General features: G+C 53.5%; 25 protein-coding genes. 5 read left to right on the forward strand and 20 right to left on the reverse strand.

Annotated features, from left to right (window positions below):
* Positions 1-51 precede the first annotated feature (51 nt).
* From ACTG3Z_RS00085 to ACTG3Z_RS00110, 6 genes are read right to left on the reverse strand one after another with little or no spacing between them, the layout of a single operon-like run.
* The gene (locus tag ACTG3Z_RS00085) at positions 52-1,356 is read right to left on the reverse strand and encodes an NAD(P)/FAD-dependent oxidoreductase (RefSeq protein WP_439140630.1); all 1,305 of its coding nucleotides are present in this window, start codon (positions 1,354-1,356) and stop codon (positions 52-54) included.
* The gene (locus ACTG3Z_RS00090) at positions 1,353-2,711 is read right to left on the reverse strand and encodes a glutamine synthetase family protein (protein WP_375266589.1); all 1,359 of its coding nucleotides are present in this window, start codon (positions 2,709-2,711) and stop codon (positions 1,353-1,355) included. The genes ACTG3Z_RS00085 and ACTG3Z_RS00090 overlap by 4 nt, the downstream gene beginning before the upstream one ends.
* On the reverse strand, positions 2,708-3,391 hold the full coding sequence (locus tag ACTG3Z_RS00095; protein WP_439140631.1) for a type 1 glutamine amidotransferase: 684 nt from the start codon (positions 3,389-3,391) through the stop codon (positions 2,708-2,710). Before ACTG3Z_RS00095 ends, ACTG3Z_RS00090 begins: the two co-directional genes overlap by 4 nt.
* Before the next feature lie 26 nt (positions 3,392-3,417).
* Positions 3,418-4,752 (reverse strand): glutamine synthetase family protein, encoded by a 1,335-nt coding sequence (locus tag ACTG3Z_RS00100; RefSeq protein WP_439140632.1) that lies wholly within the window; start codon positions 4,750-4,752, stop codon positions 3,418-3,420.
* Positions 4,753-4,763: 11 nt separating this feature from the next.
* Positions 4,764-5,573 carry an ABC transporter permease gene (locus ACTG3Z_RS00105; RefSeq protein ID WP_439140633.1) on the reverse strand — a complete coding sequence of 270 codons (810 nt, stop codon included), beginning with the start codon at positions 5,571-5,573 and terminating at the stop codon, positions 4,764-4,766.
* Complete coding sequence (locus ACTG3Z_RS00110; protein ID WP_439140634.1) at positions 5,573-6,454, reverse strand: ABC transporter permease; 882 nt, start codon at positions 6,452-6,454, stop codon at positions 5,573-5,575. The genes ACTG3Z_RS00105 and ACTG3Z_RS00110 overlap by 1 nt, the downstream gene beginning before the upstream one ends.
* Before the next feature lie 106 nt (positions 6,455-6,560).
* Here ACTG3Z_RS00110 and ACTG3Z_RS00115 point away from each other — a divergent pair, with 106 nt between their 5' ends.
* Positions 6,561-7,637 (forward strand): NAD(P)/FAD-dependent oxidoreductase, encoded by a 1,077-nt coding sequence (locus ACTG3Z_RS00115; RefSeq protein WP_439140635.1) that lies wholly within the window; start codon positions 6,561-6,563, stop codon positions 7,635-7,637.
* Between the two features lie 61 nt (positions 7,638-7,698).
* On the opposite strand, the gene ACTG3Z_RS00120 is transcribed toward ACTG3Z_RS00115, so the two are convergent.
* The 10 genes from ACTG3Z_RS00120 to ACTG3Z_RS00165 form a co-directional block, all read right to left on the reverse strand.
* The gene (locus ACTG3Z_RS00120) at positions 7,699-8,424 is read right to left on the reverse strand and encodes a transporter substrate-binding domain-containing protein (protein WP_439140636.1); all 726 of its coding nucleotides are present in this window, start codon (positions 8,422-8,424) and stop codon (positions 7,699-7,701) included.
* A 44-nt stretch (positions 8,425-8,468) separates the two neighbouring features.
* A complete protein-coding gene (locus tag ACTG3Z_RS00125) occupies positions 8,469-9,239 on the reverse strand; it encodes an ABC transporter ATP-binding protein (protein ID WP_439140637.1) in 771 nt (256 codons plus the stop codon).
* Between the two features lie 97 nt (positions 9,240-9,336).
* Positions 9,337-9,780: a TerB family tellurite resistance protein gene (locus ACTG3Z_RS00130; RefSeq protein WP_439140638.1), complete on the reverse strand. Its 444-nt coding sequence runs from the start codon at positions 9,778-9,780 to the stop codon at positions 9,337-9,339.
* A 24-nt stretch (positions 9,781-9,804) separates the two neighbouring features.
* Positions 9,805-10,290 carry a TerB family tellurite resistance protein gene (locus tag ACTG3Z_RS00135; protein ID WP_439140639.1) on the reverse strand — a complete coding sequence of 162 codons (486 nt, stop codon included), beginning with the start codon at positions 10,288-10,290 and terminating at the stop codon, positions 9,805-9,807.
* Entirely contained in the window at positions 10,287-10,583 is a 297-nt protein-coding gene (locus ACTG3Z_RS00140; RefSeq protein ID WP_439140640.1) for a DUF1330 domain-containing protein, read from the reverse strand. Before ACTG3Z_RS00140 ends, ACTG3Z_RS00135 begins: the two co-directional genes overlap by 4 nt.
* A gap of 29 nt (positions 10,584-10,612) precedes the next feature.
* Positions 10,613-11,191, reverse strand: coding sequence for a hypothetical protein (locus ACTG3Z_RS00145; RefSeq protein ID WP_439140641.1), 579 nt, complete (start codon positions 11,189-11,191; stop codon positions 10,613-10,615).
* A gap of 153 nt (positions 11,192-11,344) precedes the next feature.
* Positions 11,345-12,988 (reverse strand): CTP synthase, encoded by a 1,644-nt coding sequence (locus tag ACTG3Z_RS00150; protein WP_439140642.1) that lies wholly within the window; start codon positions 12,986-12,988, stop codon positions 11,345-11,347.
* 204 nt (positions 12,989-13,192) lie between these two features.
* A complete protein-coding gene (secG, locus tag ACTG3Z_RS00155; protein ID WP_375266147.1) occupies positions 13,193-13,564 on the reverse strand; it encodes a preprotein translocase subunit SecG in 372 nt (123 codons plus the stop codon).
* A gap of 63 nt (positions 13,565-13,627) precedes the next feature.
* Positions 13,628-14,110, reverse strand: a complete 483-nt coding sequence (locus ACTG3Z_RS00160) for an OsmC family protein (protein ID WP_439140644.1) — start codon at positions 14,108-14,110, stop codon at positions 13,628-13,630.
* A complete protein-coding gene (locus ACTG3Z_RS00165) occupies positions 14,103-14,501 on the reverse strand; it encodes a DUF6524 family protein (protein ID WP_439140645.1) in 399 nt (132 codons plus the stop codon). Before ACTG3Z_RS00165 ends, ACTG3Z_RS00160 begins: the two co-directional genes overlap by 8 nt.
* Positions 14,502-14,712: 211 nt before the next feature.
* Here ACTG3Z_RS00165 and ACTG3Z_RS00170 point away from each other — a divergent pair, with 211 nt between their 5' ends.
* Together ACTG3Z_RS00170 and ACTG3Z_RS00175 are read left to right on the forward strand one after the other, a co-directional pair.
* Positions 14,713-16,008: an adenylosuccinate synthase gene (locus ACTG3Z_RS00170; protein WP_439140646.1), complete on the forward strand. Its 1,296-nt coding sequence runs from the start codon at positions 14,713-14,715 to the stop codon at positions 16,006-16,008.
* The gene (locus tag ACTG3Z_RS00175) at positions 16,008-16,247 is read left to right on the forward strand and encodes a DUF2842 domain-containing protein (protein ID WP_439140647.1); all 240 of its coding nucleotides are present in this window, start codon (positions 16,008-16,010) and stop codon (positions 16,245-16,247) included. The genes ACTG3Z_RS00170 and ACTG3Z_RS00175 overlap by 1 nt, the downstream gene beginning before the upstream one ends.
* Before the next feature lie 69 nt (positions 16,248-16,316).
* Here ACTG3Z_RS00175 and ACTG3Z_RS00180 read toward each other — a convergent pair whose 3' ends face one another.
* The gene (locus ACTG3Z_RS00180) at positions 16,317-18,674 is read right to left on the reverse strand and encodes a hypothetical protein (protein WP_439140648.1); all 2,358 of its coding nucleotides are present in this window, start codon (positions 18,672-18,674) and stop codon (positions 16,317-16,319) included.
* Positions 18,675-18,810: 136 nt separating this feature from the next.
* Between ACTG3Z_RS00180 and ACTG3Z_RS00185 the strand changes: the two genes are divergently transcribed.
* Entirely contained in the window at positions 18,811-19,497 is a 687-nt protein-coding gene (locus ACTG3Z_RS00185) for a thiamine diphosphokinase (RefSeq protein ID WP_439140649.1), read from the forward strand.
* On the opposite strand, the gene ACTG3Z_RS00190 is transcribed toward ACTG3Z_RS00185, so the two are convergent.
* From ACTG3Z_RS00190 to ACTG3Z_RS00200, 3 genes are all read right to left on the reverse strand, one after another.
* Positions 19,451-20,359, reverse strand: a complete 909-nt coding sequence (locus ACTG3Z_RS00190; RefSeq protein WP_439140650.1) for a DMT family transporter — start codon at positions 20,357-20,359, stop codon at positions 19,451-19,453. The two genes, ACTG3Z_RS00185 and ACTG3Z_RS00190, sit on opposite strands and share 47 nt — an antisense overlap.
* A 66-nt stretch (positions 20,360-20,425) precedes the next feature.
* The gene (locus ACTG3Z_RS00195; RefSeq protein ID WP_439140651.1) at positions 20,426-21,799 is read right to left on the reverse strand and encodes an L-serine ammonia-lyase; all 1,374 of its coding nucleotides are present in this window, start codon (positions 21,797-21,799) and stop codon (positions 20,426-20,428) included.
* On the reverse strand, positions 21,799-22,503 hold the full coding sequence (locus tag ACTG3Z_RS00200; protein ID WP_439140652.1) for a glutathione S-transferase family protein: 705 nt from the start codon (positions 22,501-22,503) through the stop codon (positions 21,799-21,801). Before ACTG3Z_RS00200 ends, ACTG3Z_RS00195 begins: the two co-directional genes overlap by 1 nt.
* 115 nt (positions 22,504-22,618) lie before the next feature.
* On the opposite strand from ACTG3Z_RS00200, the gene rpiA reads away from it, so the two are divergent.
* Positions 22,619-23,407, forward strand: a complete 789-nt coding sequence (rpiA, locus tag ACTG3Z_RS00205) for a ribose-5-phosphate isomerase RpiA (RefSeq protein ID WP_439140653.1) — start codon at positions 22,619-22,621, stop codon at positions 23,405-23,407.
* The last annotated feature ends 10 nt before the right edge of the window (positions 23,408-23,417 follow it).

Below are 23,417 nucleotides of genomic sequence, written 5' to 3' on the forward strand. Positions count from 1 at the left end.
GATTTGAAACAGATATTTGCCTGAGTGATTATTTAATGACAGTGACGGCGCTTAAACGCCGATGCGATCACGCAGCGCATACCAGCTCATTGCGAGGGTCAAGAGCGGCGTGCGCAAGGCACCTGCACCCGGGAAGCTAGGCGTCGGGATGCTGGCCATTGTATTGAAACCGCTATCTTGCCCATGAATTGCTTGGGCCATAAGTTTACCAGCTTGCACCGCATTGCCGACGCCATGCCCGGAATAGCCCGACGCGCTTAGGATATTTGGCGCAACACGGGCGAGGTAGGGCATACGTTTCATCGTGATCCCAAGGGTTCCACCCCACGCGTAATCGATCTTCACATCACGCAAATGCGGAAAAATCTCGCACATTGGTTTGCGTACCTTCGCAGTGATATCGTTGGGAAAACGATAGCCGTAGCTTTCACCACCGCCGAATAAGAGCCGGCTGTCGTGGCTGAGCCTGAAATAATTCACGACAAATTTGGTATCTGCGACTGCGATGTCCTTGGTAAGGACCTTTGCTGCGTCATCGCCCAAAGGTTCGGTTGCAACGATGAAGTTGTTGATTGGCATGACGCGCGCTGCGACTTTACGGTTCAGGTTACCAAGGTATCCGTTGCCCGCAAGAATAACATGATCCGCTTTGACGCGACCCTGATCGGTTTGCACAGTAACTTTCGCGCCGTCTTTTATGTGATGCACATGGGCGTTCTCAAGGATCCGTGCGCCCGCGTTTGAGGCTGCTTTGGCAAGACCAAGCGCGAAAGACAATGGTTGCAAATGCGCCGCACCCCAATCCATCTTGCCACCCCCATATGCTGGGGACGGGCAAAGGGCTTGGCTTTCCTCTTTGTTCAGTGGGCTTACGTCGGCATAGTCATAGTCATCTTGCAGCTTTTTGGCATAGTCTTGCAGTTCGCTAACGTCGCGTTTGCCAAAACCCAGATCGGCGACGCCGGGTTTGAGGTGGCAATCAATATTGTGCTTTGCAATCAGATCTTTAACGAGTTTCTTGGCATCTTCAGCTAAGGTCCAAAATTTGTGTGCGGTATCTTGGCCCATCAAATCTTCAAGCCCGTCCTGATCCATGCGTTGACCAGAGCCAAGCTGTCCGCCGTTGCGACCAGAGGCGCCAAAGCCAACGCGATGTGCTTCTAGTACAACGACATCATACCCCAGCTCTGCGAGATGAAGGGCTGCAGAGAGGCCCGTGTAGCCACCACCAACAATGCACACATCCGCGGAGGTTTCGCCGCGAAAGCTGTCGAAAGGGGCCAATGGCGTTGCATCAGCTGCATACCAGCTCTCGGGATACTCGCCACGTTTATCGTTGGAAAACAGAAGGTTCATACGTTGAGTAGCAGGTGTTCACGTTCCCATGGCGAAATAACCTGAAGAAACTCATCATATTCCGCGCGCTTTACAATTGCGTAAACGCGCGCAAATTCGGGGTGCAAGATATTGTGTAGATCGGTGGCTTCTTCGAAAATATTCAGAGCTTCGCCAAGGGTGCGTGGAATATCTTCTTCACCATCATAAGCATCGCCCTTGAACTGCTTGTCGGGGCGTTCTTCTTCGATCAAACCGAGCAAACCGCAGGCCAGTGAGGCCGCGATCCCAAGGTAGGGGTTACAGTCCATCCCTGCGAGACGGTTCTCAACGCGGCGCGCCTCTGGACCAGATAAAGGAATGCGAATGCCTGTTGTGCGATTGTCGCGCGCCCATTCGAGATTGATAGGTGCGGCGTGATCTTTGACGTAGCGACGATAGCTATTCACGTAAGGGGCAAGCACTGCGATGGCAGAGGGCAGGTGGTTTTGAAGACCCGCGATATAATGGAAAAACGCATCTGTTTCACCACCTTGAGGACCGGAAAAGATGTTCTGGCCCGTCTCGATATCGAGCACAGAATGATGGATGTGCATGGCGCTGCCCGGCTCTTGCTCGATCGGTTTAGCCATGAACGTGGCAAAGCAATCATGGCGCAAGGCGGCCTCGCGGATGAGACGTTTGAAGAAGAAGACCTCGTCCGCAAGTTTGACTGGATCGCCGTGCTGGAGGTTAATTTCGAGCTGGCCTGCGCCGCCTTCTTGGGTGATGCCATCAATCTCGAACCCTTGGGCTTCGGCAAAATCATAAATGTCATCGATCACTGGGCCGAATTCGTCGACAGCCGTCATCGAATAGGCTTGGCGTGCAGCAGCAGGACGGCCTGAACGGCCCATCATCGGTTCAATCGCTTTGGCCGGATCAATGTTGCGCGCAACGAGAAAGAACTCCATTTCAGGCGCGACAACAGGCTCAAGGCCACGGTCACGATATTGCTGCACCACATGTTTCAACACGTTGCGAGGGGAGAACATGACGGGCTGTTCTTTGCGATCATAGGCGTCGTGGATCACTTGCAGTGTCCAATCACCTGTCCACGGCGCGGCGGTCGCTGTGTCCATGTCAGGTTTGAGGATCATGTCTTTTTCGATGAAACCCTCGTCGCCAGCCGCTTCACCCCAATCGCCTGTGATTGTTTGATAAAAGATGGAGTCAGGCAGGAAGAATTGGTCCTGTTTGGCGAACTTACTGGCTGGAACCGCTTTTCCGCGTGCGATGCCTGGCAGGTCAGAAATGATGCATTCGACCTCGTCCAATTTGCGCCCTTCGATATAAGCGGCAGCGGTCGCAGGTAGCTTTTTGGTCCAGTCGCTCATGAGAGGCTCTTTGTTTTGAGGAAATGCGCAAGGCGCGCACCCATAATTGCATTGTGATCGGGCAGGTTGAGGCGATCACGCGCGACCGTTTGAAGATCATCGGGAACGACGCCTTTGGCCTTGGTTGTGAGCAATGCATCAATTGAGCGCGCATCAAATTCGGGATGCGGTTGGATGGTGAGCGCCTTGCCTTCGTAATAGAGCATGGCATTTTCGCAAAAGTCACTGCTGCCGATGCGTTTCGCACCTGTAGGGAGTGCAGTCACCTGATCTTGATGCCATGCGTTCAATTGCATCTCTTCACCGTCAATGTCGTAGGTCTGTTGTCCAATGGACCAGCCACCATCGAATTTTTCAACAGTGCCCCCAAGCGCTTGTGCGATGATCTGATGACCAAAACACACGCCAACAAGCGGACGGTTTGCTGCAGTGATATCGCGGATCAACTGTTCAAGCGGTGGGATGAAGGGGTGATCTTCATAAGCGCCGTGCTTTGAACCTGAAATGACCCAGCCATCGGCATCGTCCGGGCCGCTTGGAAATTCCATATCGACCACGCTCCACGTTTGATAGTTGAACGTGTCTTGGCCTAGCATTTCAGAATACATTTGCGTGTAATCGCCACGCGCCTCGATCATGGCGGGCGGGGCGTGTCCGGCTTGGAGAATACCGATTTTCATGGATCACCTTTGGTATTTTAAAAACGCTAGAGGAACTCAAGATAGAGCGCAATCCGCTCTTCTTCTGACAGTGTCGCGACTTCGCTAATTTCTTGGCGCTTGGTCATTGCCATATTGTTGATCAGCGCTTTGGGAAAGATCCGCGCGACAGCTGGATCGGTTTGGAACACATCCAACGCATCCTGCCATGTGGTGGGCAGTTCGGGCGCATCCAGTGCGTAGGCGTTACCTGTCACTGGGGCAGGTGGTGTTTGCTTTTGTTCGATCCCGTCAAGGGCCGCGCCAAGCACTGCGCTCAGCAACAGGTAAGGGTTCACATCGCCACCCGCGACACGGTGTTCAATGCGGCGCGCTTTGGGATTGCCGCCTGGCACGCGGATCGCAACTGTGCGGTTCTCATAGCCCCAACATAGTTTTGTGGGCGCATGGGCACCGGGCACAAGACGGTCATAGCTGTTGGCGTGCGGTGCGAGGATAAGCATAGAGCCAGGCATCGCGTTGAGGCATCCAGCGATCGCGTTTTGCAAACGTTCAGAGCCTTTGACACCACCATCATCAAAGATGTTATTGCCTTCAGTGTCGAGCACCGAGAAATGCATGTGCATGCCATTGCCTGAATAATCCGCGTAGGGTTTGGCCATGAAACTGGCTGCAAACCCGTGTTTGCGCGCGAGCCCACGCACGAGTAGTTTGAAAAGCCACGCGTCATCCGCCGCCTTGAGCATGTCATCAACGTGCATCAAATTGATCTCGAACTGGCCTAGACCTGCTTCTGAAATTGCGGCGTCAGCAGGGATATCCATGGCTTCGCAGGCGTCATAGAGGTCGGTAAAGAATTCATCAAACGCATCGAGCGCCCGCAAGCCGAGCGTTTCAGATCCGGTACGCCGTTTTCCGTTGTGCGGCGATGGGACCGTGCGCGGCATACGGCCTGTGTCATCGATCAGGTAGAATTCCATTTCTGTGGCAACGACGGCAGTAAGCCCTTGTTGTGTATATCGATCTTTTATCCGCGCAAGCGCTTGACGTGGGTCCCCGTCAAAAGGTCTGCCATCTTCATGAAACATCCAGACAGGGAGCAATGCAGTTGGCGTACCCAGCCAAGGCATCGGAAGGTATCCCCGCTCCGTAGGGAGTAAAACTCCATCAGCATCGCCGCTGTCAAAGACCAAAGGGCTGTCTTCGATATCTTCGCCCCAAATGTCGAGATTGAGCACAGAAAACGGGAAACGGCTGCCGTCTTCGATAATCTTGCCCGCAAAGCGTGTCGGGATGCGTTTGCCGCGCGCTTGGCCGTTCAGATCACAGCCCGCGACGCGGATGGAACGGATGTCGGGATGTTGGGATAACCACGTGTCCATGGATGCCTCTTTTAGCGGATGATGTTGGCGCGCAGTTTGAGCTTGCTGCGGGTTTCTTGGGGAAGGTGGCGGTTCAAGCGCCGATTAACGAAACCGAAACCGCTGATGACTATCAATGTGAGGATGATGAAATAGCCAGCAAGAATCGGATAGGGAACAAATGGATTAAACGTCTTATCCGCGAAGTAGTTTGCGTAATAAAGCGCATCACCACGTTGTTGCCATGCGGGAAATCCGGTGAAGAAGACAAGGGTTGTGGCGTGAAACAAGAAGATCGCTTCATTCGTATAGGCGGGCCACGCCAGACGTAGCATCGTCGGCCAAATGATGCGCTTGAAGCGTGGCCAACCTGTGAGCCCATAGGCATCTGCGGCCTCTACATCGCCCTTGGGGATGGAGCGGAGCGCGCCGTAAAAGATTTCGCCTGTGTAGGCGGCGGTGTTGCAAAACAATACGATCAACGCACCAAGCCATGCGGCGGTAAAGGGGTTGAAGATCGGACTGACCCCTTTGAGCGATAGGAAAAGGAAATAAGCAAAAAAGAACTGGATAAACAGCGGTGAGCCGCGAAACAGAAAGATGAACCATTCTGCGGGTTTGCGAAGCCAAAGGCTTTGAGCGGCTTTGGCAACTGCAAGACCGGTTGCGAAGAAGAACCCGAAGAGCAGTGCGAGAATACCAAAATAGATATTCCAGATCATGCCAGAGCCGATTAGTGTGATTTGCTGACACAGGGTGAAATCTTCTTTTGGAAGAAGCCTTTGGCCAATTCCTATCGAGCGCAGGCCGTAGTCTGCGATGGTTTGAAGGCACTCTTCCATTATGCAGCCTTCCTTTGCGCTTCGCCGCCTGTTGTGGCTTGGCCATGAGTGAGGCGTATCATCAGGCGCTCTAGGAAGATTTCGGAAACCTTGGTGAAGGCAAGGTAGAAAACCAAAAGGAATAAGAAGTACCAAACACGCCAATCACCGTGGGGGTAGTCCGTGAAACGCGATGTTTTTGTACCGCCGAGTTCGCGCGCCCAATAAACGATGTCTTCAATCCCTAGCAAAAAGAGCAAAGGGGTCGCTTTTATCAAAACCATCCAAAGGTTGCTGAGACCGGGCAAAGCATAGACCCACATTTGCGGAACCAGAATACGCCAGAAACTTTGTTTGCGGGTCATGCCATACGCTTCTGCGGTTTCGATCTGTGCACGCGGAACAGCGCGCATGGCCCCAAACAAGACGTTGGCTGCGAAAGCACCGAAAACGATGGCGAAGGTAAGCACTGCAAGGGTGAAACCATAGCTTTCATGGATCCATTGTGGAGCAGACCCAAGCGGCATTTTGGCCGCGTCGCACACGATGAAGTCGTTTCCTTGGCGAATGGGTTGGTCCCAATCGCTACACTTTACCTTGTGGCGCAGATACTCGATGCCTTGGTCTAGTGCGATGATAAAAAACAAGAAAAAGGCAATGTCAGGCACGCCGCGCACAACAGATATGTACCCTTTGCCAAACCAACGTAATGGCGTGACCTTTGAACGTGCGGCTGATGCTCCGAAAAATCCAAAGGCAAGAGCGGTTGGTGCTGTGATCGCAAGAAGGAGCAAGACGGTGCCAAACGACGCGTAAAAGCCCATGTGCTTGCCTGTCGTAAGGTAACACGAAAGCCAATAAAAGCCGTCCAATTGGGAAGGGTCGCTGCAAAAATTGAACATCTGGCTTTCTCTTGCAAGGTGGGTCTAGGATGGCTGAAGAAGCGTGAGAGGCCAAGTCGGAAACGCATCTAGCACGACAAAATATGTGATGGGAAAGGCGGGTTAAGTGGGCAAATTGAGGGTGATCGTGATCGGCGCTGGTATTGTCGGCGCGGCAATCGCATTCGAGCTGGCGTCACAAGGCGCTGATGTGCTGGTGCTTGACGCAGGATTGCCGCGCGCAACGGATGCAAGTTTCGGCTGGATCAACGCGTCTTACTTCGAAAACCCCGAATATCATGCCCTGCGGATTGAAGGGATCGCCGCATATCACCGTTTGCAAAAACGCTTGGAAGTGCCCGTCAGGTGGTCGGCTGGTTTGTGTTGGGAGCATTCGGATGAAGCGTTCACAGCGCAATTTGAAGCGCTGAAAGCTCAGGGATATCCGTGTGAAATTTTGGATCAAGCGGCGATTGCCGGGTTAGAACCTGCTTTGGGTCTGGTTCCTGAGCGCGCCATTCGCTTTGCAGCGGAAGGTGTCGCAGAACCGACATTGATTGCGCAACGCTTTTTGGACGCCGCAATTGCGCATGGCGCCAAGGTTGCGCGTGGCTTTCGTGTGCAAGGGTTTGCGGAACGCGCAGGGCGCATTTGCGGTGTGAAAACGGAGCAGGGTATTTTTAAGGCTGATCATATCGTTGTGGCGGCAGGGACAGGAACGCAAGCTTTGTTGAAAACGCTGGATATTGCTTTGCCGATGCTCGATCGTCCTGCGTTGGTTTTGACAAGCAGGCCAGTTGAATGGCGGCTTAATCATGTGCTCGCAACAGATTTTGGCGAAGTACGCCAGTTGCCCAACGGTGCGTTGATGACGCCAGCTGCGATTGGACACCAAGGCGATCAAGCAAGTGATCTAGAGGCTCATCCCGAAGCGGCGGCACAGCGGTCCATGTCACGTTTGCGCGCGCTATTTCCCAATGCGGGCTTGGAATTGGCGACGATGCAAATGGCACATCGGCCAGTGCCCAAGGATGGTTTTCCCGGGGTTGGAGAAGTGGCACCGGGTCTTTATGCGGCGAGCCTGCATTCGGGGATTACACTAGGCGCGTTGATGGGCGAGCTGATCGGGCAGGAGGTTTTGAACGGTGTCAGCAATGAAACGGGGCGTTGGCTCGCCCCTTATCGGCCATCGCGCTTCAGTTGAACACGAAAACGGCGGCACTTGGGTTCAAGTGCCGCCGCATAAATCGTGTCTTTAGATCAGCTTAGAACGTTTTGCCGATTTCCCACTTTTCGATCAAAGCGTTCAAAGAACCGTCTGCTTTCATTGCGCCGATTGCTGCATCTAGCTTCTCTTTCAGCTCACCGTCGCTTTCGCGCAGGCCAAGACCAATGCCGCCACCAAGCAGCTCTTCTTGCTCGATCAGCATCAGGCTGGCATCTTCATCCGCGATCGGCTTGAGGTAGGTTTTGTCGGCCAAAACTGCATCCGCTTCGCCGTTGCGAACGGCTGCGACTGTTTCTTCTGGTGTTGCGAATTCAACCAGTGTCGCACCCGTGGAGGCGATGTGAGACGCTTGGATCGTGCCTGTTTGTGCTGCAATTACGCCGCCTGCAAGGTCAACATCCATGCTGAGTGCGATGTAGCCAGATGGGTCAGGCTGAGTGTAGTTTTGAGTGAAATCAATGACTTCATCGCGCTCGGCTGTGATGGACATGCCTGCGATGATGACATCGTAGTTACCGGATACGAGGTTCGGGATGATGCTGTCCCACTCGTTTGTGACCCATTCACATGTCAGCTCTGCGCGCACGCATAGTTCGTCGCCAAGCTCGCGCTCAAAACCGTCTACTTCGCCGTCATCGTTAAGGAAGTTGTAAGGAGGGTATGCGCCCTCTGTGCCAAGGCGGACAGTTTTGGCGTGGCCGTCTGCGAAGGCGAAGCCTGCAACCAGGGTAAGCGCTGTAGTTGTGAGGATAAGGTTTTTCATTGTGTAGTCTCCCATTAAGTGAGTGTGTTAGCGGTGGTGAACGCCTAAGCGGTGCTGGATAAGAACTGCTGTAGGCGGGTTGATTTGGGTGCGCCAAAGAGTGTGTCTGGCGCGCCTTCTTCTTCGATCAGGCCTTGGTGCAGGAACACGACGTGATCCGAAACATCTGCGGCCAATTTCATATCATGTGTGACGATAAGCATCGTGCGCCCCTCTGCAGCGAGGTCTTTGATGACTTTAATCACTTCCTGTTCCAGCTCGGGATCGAGCGCAGAGGTGGGTTCGTCAAACAAGAGCGCTTCTGGCTCCATACAGAGCGCTCGCGCGATCGCTGCACGTTGTTGTTGACCACCAGACAACTGCGCTGGAAAGACGTCACATTTATCGCCAATACCAACCTTTTCGAGGTAGCCGCGTGCGGCTTTTTCAACATCGGCTTTGTCGCGGCCTAGCACTGTGACAGGCGCTTCCATCACATTTTGCAAGATCGTCATGTGTGACCATAGGTTAAACTGTTGGAACACCATCGAGAGATTCGTGCGGATGCGGATCACTTGCGCACCATCGCTTGGGCGACGATTGTGACCGCTGCCTGCCCATTTGACAGGCTCGCCTTTGAACTCAACGTCGCCTTGTTGGCTGTCCTCAAGAAGGTTCGCGCATCGCAATAATGTCGATTTGCCAGAGCCTGATGAGCCAATAAGCGAGACGACATCGCCACGTTTTGCTGCAATGGACACGCCTTTAATAACCTCAAGATCGCCGTAAGCTTTGTGAAGGTCTCGCAACTCAATGACTGTATCTGACGCGCTCAATGGGTATCCTTAATCTGTGAACCCCCTACATCTGAGCGCAAAGAGGCTTGTTTGCAATTCCCAATGCTTAAATTAAGTGCCTTTACGAAAGGTAAGCCTAACTTTTAGCCGCTGCGACGCGTTGGCGTGCTTGGGCACTGTCCACATCATTTACACCAAGAAGATTGGCGATAAGACGAAGCAGCGCGTCCTCTTCTTGTTCACGTACGCCGTCTGCAAGAACGATTGACCAAAGTGCTTCAATCACGCCAAGACGTTCTTCATACGGAACGGCGTCTTTGATCGCACGGGTAAACCGCACGGTGTCAGGGGCTTGTTGTTCCAGCTCTTCAGCGTCTTTCATCAACGCAATAACGCCTGCTTTATCAAGGGCATAGCGCGTGGTCGCGACGCTTTCGATTTGATGACGTTCAGATTGTGCATAATCGCCATCAGAACGCGCAACACGCACCAAAAGAGCAGTCAGAGCAAGACGGGCATCGCCGTCATCAAGGGGATCGGGCTCAGGCTGGGTCAGCCTTTTGAGAAATTCAGCAAACATAGGAGGGATATAGGGGCCTTGATACTAAGAGGAAAGGTTTGAACTGTTCACAATTGCGGCTTGGGTTTGCGCCTCTGCCTGCGCGGCCGCGCAATCTTCGGGGCGAATGCCAAGCTGGGATTGCGTAACATCCATCACGTCTGCTTCCACTTCGCGCAATGCGCCATCAGCGTAAACCACCTGCCAAAGCGCCTTAACGATGGACAGGCGATCATCGTAATCGACACTTCTACACAGTAGAAAAGCAAAATCAGGCGTGTCTGGCGCAAAAGCTTCGAGACGTTCACATTCAGCGCGCAATTTGGCCGCCTCGATTGGGCCAATATCCTGAAATTTGGCAAGTACGCGATCAATTTGGCCAATTTCTTGCACCGCATATTGCTTGTCTGACAGGGCAACCCGGACCAGAAGCGCGCCAAGCGCATGGGGCACATCTGTCGCAGGAAGTGGTTTTGCCTCAACCTGAACAGGGCTCGTGAACAGTGCGGTCAGGCGATCAAGGACGCTCATGCGGGATCATACCCTTCGACTATGACAAGATCGCCAGCGCTGACGGCATCACGAATGGCCTTAGCACCTTGATAGGCGTCGCTTTCATAACAGGCGTATGCCGCCTCTATGCTTGGGAATTCTAAAACGACGCTGCGGGGGCGCATCGTACCTTCACGGACTTCTTGTGCCCCGCCACGCACCAAAAACTTTGCCCCGTACTCCTTGAATGGGGCAGCGTTTACTTGTTGGTAAAGTTTGTAAGTTTCGACGTCATCAATCGTGACGTGGCCGATCCAATAGCCTTTTGGCATGCGTAGTGCTCCCTGTTATTCGGGGCAGGTTACCCCATCAGATCGAAGCCTTCAAAGCGCAAATTGTCGACTGCGATGCCTTGGGGGTCAGTGTTGAGCAAAATAAAGCCTGCGATGTCAGGCTGCATCAACTTGCGCGTAAAGGCGTAGCTTTGCTCTGCCAACGGGCCAAAGGTTACAGTGTCGATGTCAGCGCCATCGCGGCGAATGAACTGGATCTTGGCATACCCTTGTTCTCCACCGGCGATATCAAAGGCAAGTGCGGGTTGATCGCGCTCAAAAAGCACAGCGATTGCGCCTTCGCCGACCGCCTCTACTTTTGGATAAACGCGGGGGCCGTGGCCGTGAATGACGATAGAACCACGCACATGCATTGCACCGAGCGTTTGGCCTTCGCCGCCATCAAGCACTGTGAGGGGCAGTTGAGGTTTGCCAGTGATCACATCAAAGTCACCGTCCGCCAGGCGTGATTGGCCAGCAAAACGTTCGCCGAAGGTTGCGCCGTCTCGGACGAGAATTTCGTCTAGGCGCGATCCCAAACCAAGTGACGCAAGGACATCGTCAAAGTCGATGAGTTTGGAAAACACCAGGCTTTCAGGATCAGTCAAGCACACCTCGCGATCGCAGGCAGCGTGGGCTGCGAAAGGGGCAATGCTCAGCAATGCGAGGGTTGATAAGAAACTGCGCATCTCTTGAGTGTAACATGAAAACGCAATTCGCCAAAGAGCGGAGTAAGCTGCGAGAGGCCCCGCAGCAAACGCTTAAACGAGGCGGGAGTTTTCTTTGGCTGCACGCACGAAGTCTTTGAACAAGGGGTGCGGATCGAAGGGTTTCGATTTTAGTTCTGGGTGGAACTGCACGCCGATGAACCAAGGGTGATCCGACCATTCGACAATCTCGGGCAAGCGGCCGTCAGGGGACATGCCAGAAAAGGTCAAACCAGCTGCTTCGAGCTTGTCTTTGTAAGCGATATCAACCTCGTAGCGGTGGCGATGACGCTCTTCAATTGCAGTGGATCCGTATACTTCAGCGACTTTGGACCCGGCATTCAGGGTGGCGTCATAGGCACCAAGACGCATTGTGCCGCCCTTTTCGTCATCCGCTTTGCGGCTGACTTTGGCATTGCCTTGGATCCATTCTTTGAGATGGTAAACAACTGGTTCAAAACGTTTTTTGCCAGCTTCGTGATCAAATTCTTCGGAACCAGCGCTCGAAACACCCGCGACATTGCGCGCGGCTTCGATGACGGCCATTTGCATGCCAAGACAAATGCCTAAGTAGGGAATATTGTTTTCGCGTGCATATTGTGCCGCTTTGATTTTGCCTTCTGTTCCGCGCTCACCAAAACCACCGGGGACTAGGATCGCATGGAAACCCTCGAGATAAGGCGAGGCATCTGTCGAATCGAAGACTTCCGCATCGACCCAAGACACATTCACTTTGACGCGGTTGGCCATACCACCATGCGTCAGAGCTTCTTTGATGGATTTATAAGCGTCTTCTAGCTGTGTGTATTTGCCAACGATTGCGACATTCACTTCGCCGTCTGTGTTGTGAATACGGTCTGCAACGTCTTCCCAAACCGACAGATCAGGTCGCGGGGCCGGACTAATGTCAAAAGCGTCCAGAACCGCTTGGTCAAGCCCTTGGGCATGATAGGCGAGGGGCGCTTCATAGATAGATTTGAGATCATATGCTGCGACGACGCTTTCTTTGCGCACGTTACAAAAGAGTGCGATTTTCTCACGTTCTTTTTCGGGGATCGGATGTTCAGAACGACACACAAGGATATCTGGCGCGAGGCCGATGCTTTGCATTTCTTTGACAGAGTGTTGCGTCGGTTTTGTCTTCAGCTCGCCCGAAGCGGCAAGATAAGGAAGCAATGTGAGGTGCATGTAAATGCACTGTCCGCGCGGACGATCGTGGCTGAATTGGCGAATAGCCTCGAAGAATGGTAGGCCCTCGATATCACCTACGGTTCCGCCAATTTCGCACAGCATGAAATCGACTTCGTCCTCACCAATCGCGATGAAATCCTTGATTTCGTTTGTTACGTGAGGAATGACTTGGATGGTTTTGCCAAGATAATCGCCGCGACGCTCTTTGTTGAGCACGTTTGTATAAATGCGACCCGAAGAAATGGAATCGGTTTTGCGTGCGGGAACGCCGGTGAAGCGTTCGTAGTGACCAAGGTCGAGATCTGTTTCCGCGCCATCGTCGGTGACGAACACTTCGCCGTGTTCAAACGGGCTCATCGTGCCGGGATCAACATTAAGGTAGGGGTCAAGCTTGCGCAGGCGTACAGAATAGCCACGCGCTTGCAATAAAGAGCCAAGCGCCGCAGAGGCGAGACCTTTACCAAGGGAAGAGACGACACCGCCTGTGATGAAAATAAATCTGGCCATCTGGCTCGCGCCTCCCGTGAGGACCAAACTGCGCCGTTCAGGCTGCGAGAATGGTCAATTTCCAAGTGATCAATATCCCAAAAATACCGATACTCACGGGATTTGAGCGATAAAGGATTCGAATGAGATTCGCAAGCCAACCGCTACATGATGTTGCGGCAAGCTGTGCAGTATCAAACCATAGTAAGGTATGTGCTGAGTGCGTTAGTCTGCGCGCGGAACCAGCGGCGCGTTGTCATCTACGCTTGGGGGGAGAAGGCTGTCGCCCTCGCCAAGGCCCGCAGGTGCCGTTTCGCTGGCCGGAGCAGGCGCATCGCCTAAACGATCCAGAACCGAGCTTCCCGCAGATTTCTGCGCAGCAATGATTGTCAGGGTGATTGACGTACAGATGAACGCAATCGCCAAGATCCATGTGACTTTGCCAAGCGCTGTCGCAGCTGCACGGCCAGACATTGCCCCGCCACCGCCGCCACCGCCGCCCATGCCAAGGCCGCCCCCTTCGGAGCGTTGCATCAAAACGACGCCGATCAAAGCCAAAGCCAAAAGGAGGTGAATGATCAGAACGACGTTTTCCATGGGTGCCTGCGCGTTAGTGGTACAGCGTGCTATCTAGGCAATCATAGCCGCCCGTGCAACCCGTCAATCAGGCGAAGTCACATCAAAGTATGTTGCTGTGACAGAGACTGGAAAATTGACTGATCGGGCAATGAAGCAGTGATTGTGAATGCGCGCGTGAACTTCATCCGCCAAAGCGCGGTCACTGTTTGGTGCGAGGCCAATTTTTGGATGCAGCTCTACGCGAATAAATCGGCCTGTCCCATCGGGCAGGCTCTCACCGGTTCCGACGGGTGTGTCTTCATAAGATTGGACGATGATGCCCGCGTCTGATGCCAAGTGTAAAAACCAAAGCATATGGCAAGAGCTAAGCGCAGCAATGAGCATATCCTCAGGGTTATAAAGCGCAGCGTTGCCGCCCAGAAGCGGATCATTGGAGCAGGCGATTGCTGGCTTGCCGTGGCTTTGCAGCGTCCAATCACGTGTATAGGCGCGATAGTTTGAGGTTCCGCTACCTTGATTGCCCGTCCATTTCAAAGTGGCGGTGAAATCATGTTGCTTACTCATCAACGTCATCCATATCCGTTTGCCCCGAAATCGCACGACGAATGTGAGACCAACTTAGCCCAACACCGAGTACGAGGCTGAGACCAATGAGGCCAAGCCAGAGGTTGGCGGCTTGGTTTTCCAAGCTGAGCCAGCCAAAATCGTAAAGCACCCAAAGAAGGGCTGCGACGAGTGCAAGGACCAATGCCATGCCGAAAGCGCCAATGGAGCGTAGCGTGGCGCGCAGGAAGATTATGTAGCCAATGAGCAGAATCAGACCGCTTAGAACAATCAGTGGGAGTTGCTCGGAGTAGTTGCTAAGCGACCAACGGACCCAATTGAAGGGTGTCGGATTATAGGTCGCAGCAAGCAAGATGAAGGCGATGAGCCAGCGAATGGCGATGCGGATCATAAGGGGCGCTCCTAACTACATTTAGGTTTTTGCCGATGGAGCGCTTTAAGTCCAGTGTTTGTACGCTTTGAGGTTTCAGATGAGTTTATTTGGAAAAATGAAGCGGTGCTGTGGTGCATTTCGGAGGTGATGCCGTGAAATAGGTGTTTCGCTTATCAGATGCCCGCTCTATACGGGCGCGGGTTTGACGTAATGAAAAAGGTCTAAAAGCATGGCGAACGTGGTTGTTGTTGGCGCTCAATGGGGCGACGAAGGAAAAGGCAAGATTGTCGATTGGTTGAGCGAGCGCGCCGACATCGTCGCACGTTTCCAAGGGGGGCATAATGCGGGGCATACGCTGGTCGTTGATGGCGAGGTGTACAAATTGCACGCGCTTCCGTCAGGTGTTGTACGTGGCGGTAAGCTCTCTGTGATTGGCAATGGCGTGGTTCTGGACCCCTGGCACTTGCTGAAAGAGATCGAGACCATCCGTGCCCAAGGCGTGAGCATTACGCCAGAAACTCTGATGATCGCTGAGAACACGCCGCTGATCCTGCCGATCCATGGTGAGTTAGATCGCGCGCGTGAAGAGGCATCTTCAAAAGGGACGAAGATCGGCACCACAGGGCGCGGCATTGGGCCGGCCTATGAGGATAAAGTCGGTCGCCGTTCTGTGCGCGTGGCTGATTTGGCCGATGAGGCAACATTGGAAGCACGCGTTGACCGCGCCTTGCAGCACCATGATCCGCTTCGCAAAGGTCTGGGGATTGAGGCGGTTGATCGTGATGCATTGATTGCAATGCTCAAAGAGATTGCGCCGAAGATTTTGGAGTATGCAGCGCCTGTTTGGAAAGTTCTGAATGAGCGCAAGAAAAAGGGTCAGCGGATTTTGTTTGAAGGGGCGCAGGGCGCGCTTTTGGATATTGATTTTGGGACCTATCCCTTTGTGACCTCGTCCAATGTGATTGCGGGACAAGCGGCAACAGGTGTTGGTGTTGGGCCTGGCTCTATTGATTATGTGCTCGGAATTGTAAAAGCCTACACGACCCGTGTGGGCGAGGGGCCGTTCCCGACAGAGCTAGAGGATGCAGATGGCCAGCGATTGGGCGAACGCGGTCATGAATTTGGCACGACCACCGGACGCAAGCGTCGCTGCGGTTGGTTTGACGCGGCATTGGTGCGCCAAACTTGTGCCACATCAGGCGTGACCGGGATTTCTTTGACCAAGCTCGATGTTTTGGACGGGTTCGAGACTTTGAAAATCTGCACGGGCTATATGCTAGACGGTGAACAGATTGATTATTTACCCACTGCGGCAGATCACCAAGCGCGCTGCACGCCAATCTACGAAGAGATGCCGGGTTGGTCCGAGAGCACAGAGGGCGCGCGCTCTTGGGCGGATCTGCCTGCGAATGCGATCAAATACGTGCGCCGCATTGAAGAGTTGATTGATTGCCCGGCAGCCCTAGTTTCTACCTCACCGGAACGAGAGGACACGATCCTCGTCACTGACCCGTTTGAGGACTAATGGCACTTTCATATAAAGCTCGCAGGCGCTGGGCCCTTGTAATCTTGCTGATTGGCATGCCGCTCTATATCTTGTTCGCGATTGCGGGCGTGGCTCTGTTGTTTCAATTTACAGGGCGTCCGCCAATCTGGATCGAGTTTGGGATATATGTGGTCTTGGGCGTGATTTGGATTTTTCCATTCAAGAAGGTCTTTATGGGTGTTGGTCAAGCCGATCCTGACGCGCCAGAGCAAGACTGAGATCGAACTACCATAAAAAACGGCGGCCCCAAGCAGAAGGCCGCCGTCTAAATACGCTTTGCGTCAGGATTAACTGACGGCGCGCGTGTCTGGTTTAAAGCTGATACGATCAGAAACTGTGAAGCGACCGCCTGCAATTTTTTCGATTTTGCCTTGGCGCAGGAGCTGTCCGAAGGAACGCAGTCCGTCTTCACGCGAGAAATTATCTTCCTGAACCATGCGTACTTTTGTCATCAGCTGCGGGCGCGAGAATTGATCGAGGCCTTCAACATAAGCGAGATATGCGGCTGCGGCTTCGAGCAAGTCAGGAAGCTCTGTTGCACCCAACTCTTCTGCGAACTCGTTAAAGGTACCGCCTTCTGGGGCAACTTCGGAGGCGATATCCTGCGGTGCAGCAGCTTGGGTTTCGCCCGCTTTGATACGACGTGGGCGTACAGGCCGTGCGACTTGAACAGACGCTTCTGTTGACGCAGCGACAGGGTCGGCTTGCGCTGTGTCAACGCGTTGCTCTTCTACCAATTTCAATGGTGGGCGCGCTGCCGAGGCAGCAGTATCATCACCGCCTAGGCGACGCACAGGTCTACGCGGCTGCACCGCACTTTGCAAATCATCGCGGTAGCTTTGCGTTTCATCGACAGAGCTAGCTTGCGGGCTGGAGCGTTTGTCTGCACGAGCAGAAGCGACAGCCGCGCGCAGGTGACCGAGCGCATTGCGACGTTTTTTGCCATCAGGTTCATTCAGCTCAGAGCTGGTTTGATCCATGAGGCGGTCCATCTCAGCATCCGGTTCTGCGACAAGATCATCAACGCCACGAATATTGACGCTTGAAGTGGGCGCAACAGGTGTTTCGATCGCGTTTGTAAGTTCAAGCGGTTCTAATTGCTCTGTTGCGATGTCTTGCTGCGCTGGCTCTGCAACCACTGCTGCGCCGGCGAGCTCCGCCTCAACTGCGGCGAGTTCACGGGCGAGTTCGTCTTCATCATCGCGTGACAAGCTGCTGTCTTGCACAGGCACGTCGGTTTGCGCCTGCTCTGTGTCGAGGTCGTCGAGCTCTTCCTCGATATCGCCGCTTGCAATCGCTGCTTCAAACTCTTCGCGCTTCATCTTGATAACGCGAGCGCGGATTGGTGCTTTGGGCGTATCTGCGACAGTTGTTTCAGCTACTGGTGTGCTTTTGCTTTCCTCTGGGTCGGCATCCAATTCAGCATCTAGATCTTCATCCAGATCCGCATCGAAGTCGGGAAGAGTGGCACTAGACGTTTCTGTGTTGAGCTTGGACATCACATTGGAAATAGCGACGTTTGCGTCAGATTGCGGCGCATCATCAACGATCCTGTCGTTAGCGCTTTGATCATCAGGTGCATCTTCAAGATCAAGAATATCTTCAAGATCTGTATCACCAGGTTGGCCCTGCATGATGTCATCTGCGTGCTCGTCCTCCGAATAGGCTGGCGCGGCAGGCGGTGTTGCTGGCTGGCCAACGACCGCACGGATACGCGCTAGCTTTGCTGCAACTGAGTCGGGCTCTGCTTGATCATGCTTTGATTGCTCTGCCAGCATAGCCGCTTCTTTTGCGGCTTTCTGCGCGCGCTCGGCTTCTGCCTGATCTTCGCGTTCTGCCGCGGCGTCTCGTTCAGCTTGCGCGATACGCTCTGCTTCGTTCTTTGCTTTGCGTTCCGCTTCTGCGCGCTCTGCTTCGATCTTTGCTTTGCGTTCTGCTTCTAAGCGATCAGCTTCAATTTTAGCTTTGCGTTCCGCTGCAACACGCTCCGCTTCCGAATCAGCCAAACGCTTTGCTTCTGCATGGCGTTCTGCTTCGGCTTTTTCCTTTTGTGCAACTTGCGCCGCTTTGGCAGCCGCTTCTTCGTCGCTTTGCTTTTGCGCGGCGGCTTTCTTCTCTTCTTCAGCTTTTTGCTGAGCCTCGGCTTCCTCTTTCGCCTCAGCTTCTGCTTTGGCCTTTGCTTCAGCAATGCGTGCACGGCGTGCCGCACGGGCTTGTGTCCGCTCTTCGGCTTCCTTCGCGAGTTGTTCTTCCTGCGCGCGCGCCTCTTGCTCAGCGACTTCGGCAAGACGTGACTGCTCTAATTCAGCAGCGGCTTTTGCCTGTTTCTCTGCGTCTTCAGACGAAGTGATTGCGTCAGCGTTTTCTGGTGTTTCTAACTGAGCGAATGGTGCAGCCGTGCGCAGGACGAATTTGTCACCGTCTCTGTGCGCTTCTACGCGGCGTGAAACTTCGCGCTCCGCAATCCGAGCGAGCATGTCAGCATCAGGGGTGGGAGGCTCTGCGCCGAAATATCTATCATCCGCGGCAAGGTCTCTGAAATACTCGGCGATGGCTTTCATCGTATCGAACGAATCGTCAAACCCCTCCAAGGTGCAGGAGAATGTGCCGTAGGAAACCGTGAGTACTTTGCTCGAATTTACCATGATCTACTCGCTTTACTTCGTGTCAGGGTGACTAATAACTACGCGGTGGCGACCAAAGCGGCCCGAATCTGTGTTTCTAAGCGTATCATTTCGTGTTCCAAATGTGATCTGTTTCGTTCTGAGGTGATAATCTGACGTGATTGCTAAAATTGTCTGCAAATTGGAACCTATTACACTTGTGGGCGGCGCTGCTGTTGAAAGTCAGCAGTTGGAACGCGCAATTGTTGAAGCTCCGACTTTGGTCGCAGCGGATGGTGGCGCTGCGCATATTATGCACGCAGGCAAGGTGCCCGACGCCGTCATCGGTGATATGGATTCGCTTTCTGGCAATTTGAAGGCGATTTTACCAAAAACTGTTATTCATCAGATCGAAGAACAAGACAGCACCGATTTCGAGAAATGCCTGTTGCGCATTGAAAGCCCTTTGATCGTTGGGCTTGGATTTCTGGGTGGCCGTTTGGATCATCAACTGGCGGCATTCCACGGACTTATGCAGTTTGCGGATCAGCGTTGTGTTTTGCTTGGCTCGCAGGAGGTGGTGTTTTTATGTCCGCCACAGCTCGAGCTGAATTTAAGCGCGGGAACGCCCGTGTCACTGTTTCCGCTCGGGCCAGTAAATGTCCAAGCGTCTGGTCTACAGTGGTCATTCAACAGTCTTGATTTCGCTCCGGGTGAAAAGATTGGCACGTCAAACGTGGCGGATGGCGCGATATCATTGAAAACAAATGCGCCAGCGTTGTTGTGCATTTTACCAGCGGAGTGCTTTGAAACGGTCGTTAAGGCACTTGTGGCGCAACCCGGCTCGTGGCCCGCTCGCGGATGACAATGTAAAGCCCTGCGGAAATTGTGATCGCGATTCCTAAAGATGCGAGCGTATTGGGTAGTTCGGCAAATACGAGCCAGCCAATAAAGGTTGCAAACGGTATTTCCAGATATTGCATCGGCGCGAGGGTTGCAGAGGGTGCGTATCGCAGTGACCAAGTCATGAGGAGGTGAGCCAATGTGCCGATCACACCGATTGCAAGGAGCATCGCGACCTCACTTGGCTGGGGCGCTTTGAGTTCAAAGATCGCAATGTCAGTTTGGCTAAAGATCAACAGGATCGGCAAAAGTAGGACGACCGCCATGACACCATTTACCCCTTGCAGACTAATAGGATCGGTTTCTTTGGCGATCTGCCGCGTTACGAGCATAAAAAGTGAAAAGACAACGGCCACGATCAGCGGGAGCAGGGCAGGCCATCCCACGTTTTCAAAGGCAGGCTGGATCACCAGCAAGGTGCCAATAAAGCCGACCGCGCAAGCGATGATCCGTCGTGCGCCGATTTCCTCGCCAAGCACGTAGTGGCCAAGGATAAGCATCAAGAAAGGCATAACAAACGCAATTGCCACCGCGTCAGCCAGCGGCAGGTAGCGCAGCGCCGTAAACATTGCGGCGATCCCGATGATATGCAGAACCGTGCGCAGCCAAGCGAGCCGCAAAATACGCCCTTTAAATCGAAATGCGCGATTGGTTAGCGCAATAAGCGGAAAAAGCAGCAGGGCTTGCATCGCAAAGCGCGCCAGCAAGAGGATACCAAGCGGAACGGTCTGACCAATGATCTTTGCCAGTGCATCGCCCAAAGGGGCCATTAGGCAAAAACCAAGCATCAAGAAGATGCCCAGAAGGGGACGATCAGCTGTCATGTGATAAGGCTAAGCCGCGTATCAAGGGATAGCAATTGTCGCGGTAAACTTTAGTGAAACTATTGCTCAACAGTTTGGAATATTGACGGCCAAGCCCCCGAGAGAGGTTTCTTTGTACTTTTCGCTCATATCCACACCCGTTTGGCGCATGGTTTCAATGCATGCGTCAAGTGGTACCAAATGTTGTCCATCACCACGCAGCGCCAAGGATGCCGCGCTCACCGCTTTGATTGCGCCAAGGCCATTGCGCTCGATACAAGGCACTTGCACCAATCCTTTGACCGGATCACATGTCATTCCCAAGTGATGCTCTAACGCGATTTCGGCGGCGTTTTCCACTTGTTCGACAGTTCCGCCCAAGACTGCACAGAGGCCCGCAGCCGCCATCGCAGCGGCGCTGCCGACTTCCGCTTGGCATCCAGCTTCCGCACCAGAGATCGAGGCGTTGAACTTTACCAAACCACCGATCGCAGCCGCCGTTAGCAAAAATTCTTCAACTTTGCTTTCAGATGCGCCGGGCACATGGTCAAGGTAGTAGCGAATGGTGGCAGGTACGACGCCCGCGGCGCCATTTGTCGGAGCAGTCACAACTTGGCCACCTGCCGCGTTCTCTTCGTTGACGGCCATGGCATAAAGGCTCATCCAGTCGTTGATCGTATGCGGCGCAGTCAGGTTCATCCCGCGTTCTGCCATAAGGGCGTCATGAATGCCTTTCGCGCGACGGCGCACGTTTAATCCACCGGGTAGAATACCTTCGTGTGTCATGCCGCGATCAATGCAATCATTCATCACTTGCCATATTCGCGCCGTGCCAGCGCGCAGGTTTTCCGTTCCTCCACGTGAAATTTCGTTAGCGCGTTTCATCTGGGCAATGCTCTTGCCGGCTATGTTGGCCATTTCCAGCATTTCTGCTGCAGATTTGAACGGGTAGGGGACTGGAGCACCTTCATCGGTGTCCTTACCTTGCGCCAATTCATCGGCCGTCATCACAAAACCGCCACCGATGGAGTAATAGGTTTCCTGAAACGTAATGTCGCCCTGTGCGTCGGTTGCCATCAAAATCATGCCATTTGCATGGCCGGGCAAATTAGGTCCAAAGTCGAATTTCAGATCATTTGACGGATCAAAGACCAGAGTGCCAAGCCCCTCGGGGGTCACTGTTTTGGTTTTCACAATCTGCGCCATTGCTTCATCGGCTTTTGCTGCGTCGTAGGTTTCGGGCATAAATCCTGCGAGCCCTAACACCGTGGCGCGGTCTGTGGCATGGCCGACACCCGTGAAGGCCAAAGAGCCGTGCAGTGATGCGCGCAATCCGTGAAATTCAAAAGGAGAGGCGCGCAAAGCATCAAGGAAGCGAGCGGCTGCAACCATCGGTCCCATAGTGTGTGAAGAAGACGGGCCGATGCCCACTTTGAACATGTCGAAGACGGAAAGGAACATTATGTGGCACTGCCTATCATTGGATTTGCATAAGTGGGTTGCGTAAAAGGTGTTGGGCCAAGCCCCTCTTCGCGCTGCACGACTTTTACTGCAGGGTGAGCTTGCAAGCGTTTCGCCAAAATTAACAGGTTGGGATAATGTTGAACCTCGACCCAGTCCTTAGAATACGCGCTGGGATAAAGCTGTGCCCAACGCAGACAAGCACGCACATATATATCCAGTATGCTTGGGGCGGAGTCATCGAAAACGACGCAGCTTGTGTCGGGAACCAAGCATTCAAGCTGTGCAAAGTCGTGGCGAATGCGCTGGGCAAGCCCGCTGCGAAGCGCGTCCGCATGTTCAGGTGCGATAAATTTTTCAGGATAGAACATTTGCCGCAAATTCGCGTGGAGTGAGTTTGATAGAAAGAAAAGCCATTTTAGCCCATCAGCCCGCGCTACATCGTTTTGCGCTGGAAAAACACCGCCGTGTCGATCCGCAAGCCAAAGCAGGATTGCGCCAGTTTCAAAGAGCACCCCATCATGGGTTTGCAGCGCTGGAATCATACCCAAAGGGTTGAGCGAGAGATATTTTGGAGAGCGCTGTTGTGATTGACGGCGATCAACCAACTCCAGATCATAGGGCGCGCCGATCATCTCAAGCGCAATGCGGACGATCATAGAAGCGTTATCGGGCGCGTAGTGGAGTTTATAGTTTTCCTTCATACCTTTCTTTTACGCGATCTTAGTGTGCTTGCGACGTTGAAAAGCGACATTCCGCTCTCGCGCCCCGCCCAAGCTATGCGTATAAGGTCCTAAGCTGCCAAGGAGTGATGAAAACATGAGTGGAGAATTATCCCCGATTGATAAGGCGAAATTTGTCGCGGCCAAACGTGCTGCTGCGTTCGTCGAGGATGGTATGCGAGTTGGTCTTGGCACTGGTTCGACCGCTGCTTGGCTTGTACGATGCCTTGGTGAAATGGTGCGTGACGATGGTTTACGCATTCGCGGCGTCCCTACGTCAACGCGCACAGCCGTTTTGGCGCGGGAAGTCGGGATTGAAGTTATCTCCTTGGACGAAGCGCGTTGGCTGGATATTACGATTGATGGCGCGGACGAATTCGACGGCGATTTGAACTTGATCAAAGGCGGCGGCGGCGCGCACCTGCAAGAAAAGATAGTAGCCACAGCTTCAGATCAGATGATCGTCATCACGGACGCCAGTAAAGAGGTTGAAACGCTTGGTGCGTTTCCTTTGCCGATTGAGGTCATTCCATTCGGGTGGCAAACGACGCGTGCGTTGGTGGAAGAAACGCTTGTCTCCATGGACGTGCTTGGCCGCGACATTAGCCTACGCATGAATGGAGATGCTCCGTTTATCACGGATGAGGGCAATCATATCCTTGATCTCAATCTCAAACGGATTGGAAATCCACGGCAATTGGCGATGGTGATCAATCAAATGCCGGGCGTTGTCGAGAACGGTCTTTTCATTGATATCTGTGACGCAGTTGTGATCGGTCATGGGGATGGCAAGGTTGAGGTGCGCGACATAAATACGGGGACGGTTGAACATGATCGTCTTGATTTTGTGGAAAGTGACAATCTTTTCAAAGATCTTGCGGATTAAACGCGCGTCA

The sequence above is a fragment of the Planktotalea sp. genome (assembly GCF_965659345.1).
In the GTDB taxonomy this organism is placed as follows: Bacteria; Pseudomonadota; Alphaproteobacteria; order Rhodobacterales; family Rhodobacteraceae; genus Planktotalea.